This is a genomic window from Candidatus Babeliales bacterium (assembly GCA_040879965.1).
Classification (GTDB): Bacteria; Babelota; Babeliae; order Babelales; family JACPOV01; genus JBBDJI01.
In genome coordinates, this window is the sequence record JBBDJI010000009.1 from 21,935 (window position 1) to 29,952 (window position 8,018).

The following is an 8,018-nucleotide window of genomic DNA, read 5'->3' on the forward strand; positions in this document are numbered from 1 at the left end:
CGGGGCCAATAATTGGCCCCGCTTTTTTTATTTAAATCAAAATATTCTATGAAATTTGCGCACGATGAGGATGCTCAGCACCTGCATATATACGGAGTTTTTTGAACATTGCTCGTCCAAGTTTATTTTTAGGGAGCATACGTTTTACTGCAAGCTCAATAATTCTTGTTGGATGCTTTTTCATTAACTCTTCAGCTGTTATAGTTTTATAACCACCAACCCATCCGGTATATCGGTCATAAATTTTGTCTTCCCATTTATTACCTGTCAACACAATATCTTTGGCATTGATAACAACCACATAATCACCAGCATCACTGTGTGGCGTATAAATAGGTTTATCTTTGCCACGTAATTGATCAGCAATTTCTGTCGCTAAACGTCCCAAAACACGTCCTTGCGCATTTTTTACTACCCAACGGGGTTTATGTTCTTCTTTTTTGAGAAAAAAGGCCTTATTAAAATCCATAGCAAGTCCTTAAACTAGCAAAATCTTTCAGATATATATTCCGGAAACATCTTTATTAAAACGAACGAGGTTTTTATTATGATAGAAAAAAATTACTTACTCGTCAATGTAAATTTCAGATTGGTTCTCATTTTTTAAGGTTCAAAACAGCTAAAAATACTCCTGTATCATTCTAGCCTGCTTATTAATCAATAAAATTCATATCTATTTTGATTGCCACTTTAAAAAGCTTAAAAAACACCGATTTTAATGATTTTTTTATAAAAAAATTCACATATTTGCCTAAGATGTTTACATTAAAAAGTAATTTTTAAGGTAAAATATAAATTTATAAGGATTTACTCATGCAATCATGGCTTGTTTTATTACCACCACTTCTTGTATTAAGTTTAGCAATTATTACTCGACAGGTCCTTACTTCATTAATCGTAGGCATTATTTCTGCCGGCTTAATTGTTACACATTTTTCATTCATTCCCACATTGCAGCTTCTGGGTCTGAGATTATGGCAAGAATTATCCGATCCTCTCAATATATATACGTTCGGTTTTCTTATTTTTCTGGGAATGTTAATTACTTTAATTAGCATAACCGGCGGCGCAACTGCATACGGAAACGCAATAAAAAAATTATTACGAACCCCACGTTCAACTAAAATTTCGACCATTATTCTCTCATTCTTATTTATGATTGATGATTTTTTTAGTAGTTTAACGGTTGGTTGTATTATGAAACCTCTTATGGATAATTTCAAAATACCCCGAGCAAAATTAGCTTTTTTAATCGATTCATTAGCATCTCCTTTAGTAATTATTATGCCAATATCTACTTGGATAGCCATGCTATTGATGCAATTAAATAAAGCCGGCATATCATTAGATAAGGCAGATAAGCCAATTATTTTAGCTGATCCTTTTTTGACTTATCTTAAATCAATCCCGTTTATATTTTATTCTTTTGCTGTAATTGCATCAGTCTGGGTAATTGTCGGTTTTTCTATATCTTTTGGCCGCATGAAAAAACATGAGCAAATCGCAGCACAAACTGGTAATTTGTTTGGTGGCAAATCACCATTGCCAGAAATGCAAACCGAAGCGTGTGGCATGCAAGGACATGTTATTGATTTTATTTTACCAATCGGCTCGCTTATTTTATTTATTATTTTTGGCATTTTATATTCAGGAAATTCAGTTTTATTAGGCGGTACAAATGCTTTATTAAAAACGATTCAACAAGCTGATATTTTTCTTGCGTTATTTCTTGGATGTTTAGCATCATTAATTTTAAATTTAATACAAATGATGGTACGTGGGCTTGTTTCCTTTAAATCTCTCAATACATTATTTAAAGGCGGGTGGAATTTAATGGGGGACTCAATTATCATTTTGTTACTTGCATTTACTTTTAGCACAATGCTAAAAAGTGATCTCAAAACAGGACAATATATCGCAACCATATTAATTGGTTCCATGCCTGGCTTCCTTTTGCCCTGCATGTTCTTTTTAGCTTCTTTAGCAACATCGGTAGCCACTGGTTCTTCATGGGGAACTATCGCTGTTATGATTCCTATCGCGATTCCAATGATTGGATCATTCTTTAACATAACGTTGTATGCTGATCCGGCAACATTGAACTTTTTATATCCTATTATTGGCAGTATCTTTGCTGGTGCTGTTGCCGGCGATCATGTTTCTCCTATAGCTACTACTACCGTTATGTCAGCAACAAGTGCTGGTTGTTATTTAGATGATCATGTTTATACACAATTGCCTTATGCACTTCCTGCACTTTTGAGTACCGTTATTGCTTATTTTGTTTCTGGCTTATTAATTCCTTTTGGTTACTGGATAGCAGCTATAATACCATTAATACTTGCTATAGGTATAAGTCAAATAATATTATTAACAATTCATTATCTACAAAAAAAGGCTTAACTAAGTAATCAGTAAATAATAAAAAATATTCTTGCATTCATTTTGTATTGTCACTTAAAATAGGCAATAGTATAAAAAAGGAGAGAGATTCATGAAAAAGAATATTTTTTTATTAATTTTGGTAATTTTGTTTTTTTCAATACATACTAATGATTATGCAATAAGCTTTGATTCATTTTTCTCTCAAAACTCAACAGACTCACGACCACTTAGCTTTTCAATTGTTGCATCTACCGGTGCTATAATTGGATTACTTTTACTTAAAAATGGTCTTGAAGAAGTACTGAACCCTCAATCTAACAGCTTAGAAAAATACACAAAAACGTTTCCTTCACTAAAATACAGAAGAAAAACGAATTCTTATATTAAAAATGGAATTAACAAAGTAATCGCTGGCCTTGGGTTAACCGTAGTGGGCATAGGATTATTACTATCAAGCAAACAACTTATAGCTCAATTTGATATTTTACTTAAACAGTATAAATTATCGTCAAATTAATTATTTATACGCATAATTTCTTCAATAACATCCGGTTGTTTTGGAAGTTCTTCGCTTAAACATATTGCGCCATCTTCTACAATCCAATAGTTATCTTCAATGCGCACACCTAAGTCTTCATCTGGCAAATAAATACCTGGTTCAATAGTTATAACATCTCCTGGCGCAAGTGGCTGCATATAATCTCCCACATCATGCACATCTAATCCTAAAAAATGACCGATCCCATGAATAAAATAGGTATTATATCCTTTTTCTTCTAAAAATTCTTGTGCAATATGATGTAATGATTTATCTTTCTGATCTTTATTTGCTAACCAATAGCCCGGTTGTGCAGTATTTGCTATAAATTCTTGCGTCTCAAGTACTATTTCATATATTTCGCGCTGTCTATCAGTAAATTTTCCTGAAACTGGATATGTCCTTGTTAAATCTGCACAATAATGATTATATTCTGCACCAATATCAACAACTACCAATTGATTATCTTCTAATACTTTATTGTTATCATGATAATGAAGTACGGTACTATCTTTTCCGCTTGCTACAATACTTGGAAATGCAATTGAGCCACCAGTAGCAATAAACATATATTCAATTAAAGCTTGCATTTCATATTCATATTTTCCCGCTTTAATCATGCGAGCGACAGCAAGATGGCTTTCCATGGTGATATCAATTGCTTTATAAAGTAATTCAAGTTCTGCTGTTGTTTTTTTGCGTCTCATTTGAGCTACAAGTGCAGAAATATCTATTAAAGATTCAGCAAAGTTATTAATTAACGAATTAATCCGTTGTAAAATAAATCGTTGCTCTAGATAAGCACTATTCCTTTGTGGATTAAAAGTATAGATGGGCCTTTTTTGATCTATATATATTTGTAATCGATTTAATAAATTGCTGTATTCATTCGCAGAAAAAAATGGATGACATTGATAACCAGTACAAGGCTCTCCTAAATATGCAATATCCGTAAAACCATATAAATTTTTTTCATCGTTATTAATTGCAATCTTAACCCATTTTTTTCGTTGATCACCAAAATTAGGCATATAAAAAATTGCAGTATCATCAGCTAGATCAAGAAGCAGCGCCGTCGCCGGTTCGTTAATCCCCGTTAAATAATAAAATGAAGAGTCTTGTTTAAAAATATTTTGCTCTTGCTCAAAATTAGCGAATAACAAAATAATACCATTTTGTGCTTCAGGATATTGGGCAAGTATTTTTTCTTTTAAAGCAATTCTTCTATCAATATAAATTTGATTATTTAATTTCTCAATTCTTGGCATTATCTTCCTTGTTTTAGATTTATTTTTTTCTAGTGTATCTAATTATGAAAGTTTTTTTAGTTTTTATAGCAAAATTTCCACTATCCAACTATTGATATTTTCTAATAGAAATTGATATAATTAATTATGGGGAGTTTACTAAAAAAATTAAAGGAATAAAATCATGAATAAAGATATGTTTTTAAAGCTTATGGCAATTATCATTACCTTCTTTGCCCTTCGTTCATTAGTTGCAGTAGATTGTGAAGAATGTTGTAAAAAGGGTCGCTGGGTTTCAAAAGAATGTTGTACAGAATGCAATAATTGTGAAGTAGTAGGAAGTGATGAAAGTACTGCTGAATGCCAAGATGTACCAAGCTAATAAGGTCTACGGTCAGATAATGCTTTGTATAAAGTAACGCGATCCATATATTCAAGCGAAGAGCCAACTGGAATACCACGGGCTAAGCATGAAATTTTTATATTTTTACTTTTCAACTGGTTTACTATATAAGAAGCCGTTGCCTCACCTTCTGGCGTCTGATTAGTTGCCAAAATAATTTCTTTGATATCATCATCTACTCGTGCAACTAATTGATCAATAGTTAAATTTTCAGGCCCCACGCCTTCTAAAGGATAAATTGCACCACCAAGTACATGATATAACCCTGTATAGCCCCCAGTCTTTTCTATTGTTATTAATTCTTGCCAAGTTTCAACCACGCAAATTACATCATGCATACGTTTAGGAGAATCACAAAAAAAACATTTTTCTTTTTTTTCTTTCCAAGTACAACAGCGTTCACACTGAGCAATATATTCTTTTGCTTGCAAGATAGCTTTACAAAACTGCTCGGCTTTTACTGAATCTAATGATAAAAAATGAGCAGCTACCCGGTATAAATTTTTTGATGCAAGATAGGGCACCTGCTGCAAACTTTTTAATAACTGTTTAAAAACAGGGCTGTGTTCAATCATGCTTTAATTTGCCTTATAACTATTGATTGTAAAACACCAAGCAGAGTTCCCATCATAATGAATAACACTAAACCAGCAGAAAAACTTGAAAACAATGCTGCTACAAAAATTGCCAAAACACTTGAAGAAATACGCTGTTTAGGATCTTGGCTTATAGTAAAGGTATGCAAAAGAATACTTATACCAGCCAAAATTGGTAGAAGATAATATGGATCTGGCGCTGAAAGATCTGGAACCCAGAGAAAGGGTGCTCTATATAATTCAATTGCATTTGATAAAATAATACCTAATGCCCAGAAAAATGGCATTTGTAATAGTAACGGCAAGCAACCAGTAAATCCTCCAAACCCTTGTTTTTTTACGAGTTCCCCTTGTGCCTGTGCTAATGCTTGTGGATTGTCTTTATATTTGGCACGAATGTGTTCCAACTTTCTTGTATATTCTTGGCTTCTTTTCAACATTTCTTTCTGGTCTTCCACTCGATAAGTAAACGGCAACAGAAGTAATTTTAATAAAATAGTTAAAATAATAATTGCCCAACCATAATTTTGTACATAGCTGTATATTATATTTAACACATCAAGTAAAAATTTTGATAACGGTTTGGAAATAAATGAAAACCAGCCATAATTTAATGTCTGTTCTAATCGCGGATCAATCGCTGCCATAACGTCATCTTCTTTAGGGCCAACATAAAAAGATAATTCATATGTACTATCTCTTGTAAGCTTCGGTCCTTCTAAAATAGAAAAAAGATTTTCTATTTCTACTGCTTTAAAATAACCTCGTTGTGCAAAGTTATGAGGGTCTCTAACCATGGTGTGTACAAAATAACGATCTTGTGAACCAAACAGGGTTGGATTAGACCAATATGAATTAATTGTTTCATCATTAAATGGATAAATTTTTATAGACTTTGGTCCCTCATTAATCACACCCGATACTACATCTTTTGTTCTTGTAGCACTTTCGGATCCTAGACCTGGCAATAATGGTGAATTAAAGAAAATACGTGGAATGATTGTTGTACCCTCTTTCACGGTAAATGAAAGCTTTAAATCAATACGATAATTTTCTTTATAAATCAGAAAGGTTTTATCAAGCGTACCATTATCAAACGATGTTTTATAAGAAAGAACAAAATAATCCGCTTCTTCTTTTTTATTAATAAAATCAAAATAATACGGTGTCTTTTCATCAAACGCAATTAAGAAAGTGCGATTTTCTTTTTCATTAGCAGCTGGAGGAAACAAGGTAGTTAGATATCCTTCTTTGCCACCCCAGTTACGTCTAAATTCAACCCGAATTAACGAAGCACCGTCATTAGAAAATTCATATCGAGCACTATTAGTTTCTATAGTAGTCACTATTGTTTTTCTAGTTGCTTTTGCATCAAGAAAATCAATTTCGGTATTCAATGGTTTATGAACTTGAATTTCAGGTTTTGTTGGTGCTACAAATCGTTGTCCTGATTTAACTTGATCATTCACAACAGATTCGCTTGGACCAAAATAATATTGCATACCCCAAGTTACAAGAAGCGCTAATAATAATGGAACTAATAATTCTTTAATTTTCATATAGTAAGCCTCTCTATGATTGAGTGGGAAATATAATTGTATAAATCAGTGTAACAAATAAAAAAGTATTGAGCTAGCATGATTCTTTTAAAAAATAGACAGTTTTATGAATTTTGATTCTTGCATTATAACGAATTATTACTATTCTTAAAATCATAACTTCAGAAGAATCTTTTTATAAAAAAAAGGAATAGGGTATGAAAGATTCAATAGAACAATTTCGTATTGGAAAACTTGCCCAAGAACTTGGTGTCGAACGATTTGTAATTCGTTTCTGGGAAAAAGAATTTCATATTTCAGCTCAACGTTCAAGTGGTGGTCAACGTTTTTACAACCAAAAAGACTTTGAGCAATTTAAACTTATAAAAGAATTGCTGTATGAAAAAGGTTTTACTATTGCTGGCGCAAAAAAAATAATAAAAGAACAACCCAAAAAATCTCCTGTAATTGAGTTTTCAAGCAATAACACCAAAATAAATATTAATGAACATCAAAATCTTCTACAAAAAATAATTGCATTGAAAAAGCAATTGATGAAACTTCATGAGCTTTTGTAATGTAAATTATTGATATTCATAAGTTCATAAATTATAGTCGTACATTGAGAGAATAGAAGCTTTGTTTAAAAAGGAGTAGTAATGATTTTACACAAGGCAGGTTCTGCCGTATATTTTTTTTCATTAATAATATTATTTCAAATATCAGTTTTCGCCCAAGAGCCAATTGAACCAAAATCACCCCGTCAAGAACTGCAAGAAGAATTAAATCAGTTACAACAAAAATTAGATTTGTATGGTCATGAAGAAATAAATGTTTTCGAAACTAATCTTAAAGAAATATTGCAAGCAATTATAAATACAAGCGACAATCCTTCTCCATTATTATACCAATGCTATAAAAAACTAAATGAAGGCGCATTTTTTTTGACTATTAGAGACCTCGTTGACCTTATGCCAGAAATTATTGACAATATTTCAGAACCTGAACAAGAAGAATCTAGACAACTTGAGCCAAGTGATCCTCGTGCTCCACGACAAGATGCACCATCACCAGAAGCCAATAATGCCATTGTTGGTTGTGGTGCTTGTGATTTAACTCAAGTCCTTTCATTATTAAGTGTTATAAAAAAACGTATTCAACAATTACAAATCTTGATTTGTGATAAGTTTGAACAAACATGGACTATACTCGATAATTTAATTATAACTGCCACTGTTGATTTTAGTGAAGTGTTTACTGTTTTGGATGAAATTTTAGATTGCTGTAACGCAACTTTTACCGTATTAGATG

Annotated in this window: 9 protein-coding genes; 5 read left to right on the top strand and 4 right to left on the bottom strand. The window is 32.2% G+C overall.

The window, feature by feature from the left end:
• Positions 1-46: 46 nt before the first annotated feature.
• Complete coding sequence (gene rplM, locus WDZ41_01470) at positions 47-469, bottom strand: 50S ribosomal protein L13 (protein MEX0940006.1); 423 nt, start codon at positions 467-469, stop codon at positions 47-49.
• A 344-nt stretch (positions 470-813) separates the two neighbouring features.
• Here rplM and WDZ41_01475 point away from each other — a divergent pair, with 344 nt between their 5' ends.
• A complete protein-coding gene (locus tag WDZ41_01475) occupies positions 814-2,403 on the top strand; it encodes a Na+/H+ antiporter NhaC family protein (protein MEX0940007.1) in 1,590 nt (529 codons plus the stop codon).
• 91 nt (positions 2,404-2,494) lie between these two features.
• Positions 2,495-2,902, top strand: a complete 408-nt coding sequence (locus tag WDZ41_01480) for a hypothetical protein (protein MEX0940008.1) — start codon at positions 2,495-2,497, stop codon at positions 2,900-2,902.
• On the opposite strand, the gene WDZ41_01485 is transcribed toward WDZ41_01480, so the two are convergent.
• Positions 2,899-4,191, bottom strand: a complete 1,293-nt coding sequence (locus tag WDZ41_01485) for an aminopeptidase P N-terminal domain-containing protein (protein MEX0940009.1) — start codon at positions 4,189-4,191, stop codon at positions 2,899-2,901. The genes WDZ41_01480 and WDZ41_01485 overlap by 4 nt on opposite strands.
• A gap of 163 nt (positions 4,192-4,354) precedes the next feature.
• On the opposite strand from WDZ41_01485, the gene WDZ41_01490 reads away from it, so the two are divergent.
• Positions 4,355-4,552 (top strand): hypothetical protein, encoded by a 198-nt coding sequence (locus WDZ41_01490; protein ID MEX0940010.1) that lies wholly within the window; start codon positions 4,355-4,357, stop codon positions 4,550-4,552.
• Here WDZ41_01490 and recR read toward each other — a convergent pair.
• On the bottom strand, positions 4,549-5,148 hold the full coding sequence (gene recR, locus WDZ41_01495) for a recombination mediator RecR (GenBank protein MEX0940011.1): 600 nt from the start codon (positions 5,146-5,148) through the stop codon (positions 4,549-4,551). The genes WDZ41_01490 and recR overlap by 4 nt on opposite strands.
• Positions 5,145-6,728, bottom strand: a complete 1,584-nt coding sequence (yidC, locus tag WDZ41_01500) for a membrane protein insertase YidC (protein ID MEX0940012.1) — start codon at positions 6,726-6,728, stop codon at positions 5,145-5,147. The genes recR and yidC overlap by 4 nt, the downstream gene beginning before the upstream one ends.
• A gap of 197 nt (positions 6,729-6,925) precedes the next feature.
• Here yidC and WDZ41_01505 point away from each other — a divergent pair, with 197 nt between their 5' ends.
• Positions 6,926-7,285 carry a MerR family transcriptional regulator gene (locus tag WDZ41_01505; GenBank protein MEX0940013.1) on the top strand — a complete coding sequence of 120 codons (360 nt, stop codon included), beginning with the start codon at positions 6,926-6,928 and terminating at the stop codon, positions 7,283-7,285.
• A gap of 81 nt (positions 7,286-7,366) precedes the next feature.
• Positions 7,367-8,018 (top strand): hypothetical protein (locus WDZ41_01510; protein MEX0940014.1); only part of this gene is annotated, 652 nt, incomplete at its 3' end.